General features: G+C 55.0%; 3 protein-coding genes. 2 read left to right on the top strand and 1 reads right to left on the bottom strand.

The genetic code is table 11. The features are described from left to right. Positions 1-187 (bottom strand): aspartyl protease family protein (locus TPRIMZ1_RS0113970; RefSeq protein WP_010261301.1); only part of this gene is annotated, 187 nt, incomplete at its 3' end. A gap of 255 nt (positions 188-442) precedes the next feature. Here TPRIMZ1_RS0113970 and TPRIMZ1_RS0113975 point away from each other — a divergent pair. After that, positions 443-727, top strand: coding sequence for a DUF2281 domain-containing protein (locus TPRIMZ1_RS0113975; RefSeq protein ID WP_026043725.1), 285 nt, complete (start codon positions 443-445; stop codon positions 725-727). Continuing rightward, positions 724-1,140, top strand: a complete 417-nt coding sequence (locus TPRIMZ1_RS0113980; RefSeq protein ID WP_010261307.1) for a PIN domain-containing protein — start codon at positions 724-726, stop codon at positions 1,138-1,140. The genes TPRIMZ1_RS0113975 and TPRIMZ1_RS0113980 overlap by 4 nt, the downstream gene beginning before the upstream one ends. The last annotated feature ends 102 nt before the right edge of the window (positions 1,141-1,242 follow it).

The following is a 1,242-nucleotide window of genomic DNA, read 5'->3' on the forward strand; positions in this document are numbered from 1 at the left end:
GGTGTTCCGTCCGCAGGCCCAGCTCTTTCTGCACCGCTTCGCTGATAACCAGGGTCTCCGCCCCGGTATCGACGACGGACCGTACCGTCATTTCCCGGATTTCCGGTTCCGCCAGATGCCCACGCTCAACCGCACTTACATCACCCAGGTTTTTCAGGGTGATTTCTTCATACACCGTTCCCACCATGCAAACCTCCGGTTTGATGCCTCGCTCCATTACGATTAGTATACCACACCGGGGGACCCCAGGCCAACGGCCGGACTTCCCCATACACCCCCCTTTATGGAGCCGCCGTGCAAAATGCTTTAGTGGGAAATTATTTTTAGTGCGATTTTTTGTTTTTTTCGGCAAAAAAGGCGCCAGGCGCCGTTGCGTTAACCTCCATAGGCGTTCGCTTGCCCCGGCATGCGATTTGCAGTATCCTGTATGCAGGAGACCGATATGAGTGATAGGGCAGTTTTATTAGATGAAATCCAGTCCCTTCCGCCCAATCTTGTGGCGGAGGCGCTGGATTTTGTGGGGTATTTGAAGCAAAAAAACCGGAAAGAATCGCCGGCAGCGGAAAAGCCTGCCCTCCCGCATTTTACCAAGGCACAGGTTGAGGCGGCGGTACAATCGCCGGAGATACAGGCGATTGTGGGCGCCCTTAAAGGCGCCGACCTTCCCCCGGATGTTACCATGAAGGATATTCGGGAAATGCGGCTTGCGGAAAAGTATGGCATATGAACATCCTGATAGATACCAATGTCGCCCTTGACTCGCTGCTGGAGCGGCAGCCTTTTTGCGCCGCCGCGTCCCGTGTTTTGAGCTTGTCCACATTGGGCGTTGGAATTTTTGTCTCGGCATCCGCGATTACCGATATGTACTACATTTCCCGCAAGCACATGGGCAGCAAAAAGGCCGCCATGGAACTCTTGAAACGGCTGCTGCTCAATGCCGGCGCCGCAACGGTCAGCGATGCTGAAATCCGCCGGGCCATTGCCCTTGATTGGGGCGACTTTGAGGACGCGGTTCAATATGCCGCCGGTGAACGCCTGGCGGTGGATTATATTGTTACCCGCAACGGCGCCGACTTTACCGCCGCCGCCCTCCCGGTTGTTACGCCGGAAGATTTTCTGAGTCTGGTGGTCTCCGCTTAGGGCGCTTTTACTGTTTATCTCTTTTTTGGCGCCAGACGATCCCCCCAAAAAGGTGCCTGTCACCTGATCCGCCATGGGATTTTGAAATGAACCCCAACAAGT

It is taken from the genome of Treponema primitia ZAS-1 (genome assembly GCF_000297095.1).
Taxonomy (GTDB): Bacteria; Spirochaetota; Spirochaetia; order Treponematales; family Breznakiellaceae; genus Termitinema; species Termitinema primitia_A.

Bases quoted from the DNA above. Each gene is read 5' to 3' on its own strand.
- TPRIMZ1_RS0113975 (WP_026043725.1), top strand. From the start codon at position 443: ATGAGTGATAGGGCAGTTTTATTAGATGAAATCCAGTCCCTTCCGCCC.
- TPRIMZ1_RS0113980 (WP_010261307.1), top strand. From the start codon at position 724: ATGAACATCCTGATAGATACCAATGTCGCCCTTGACTCGCTGCTGGAG.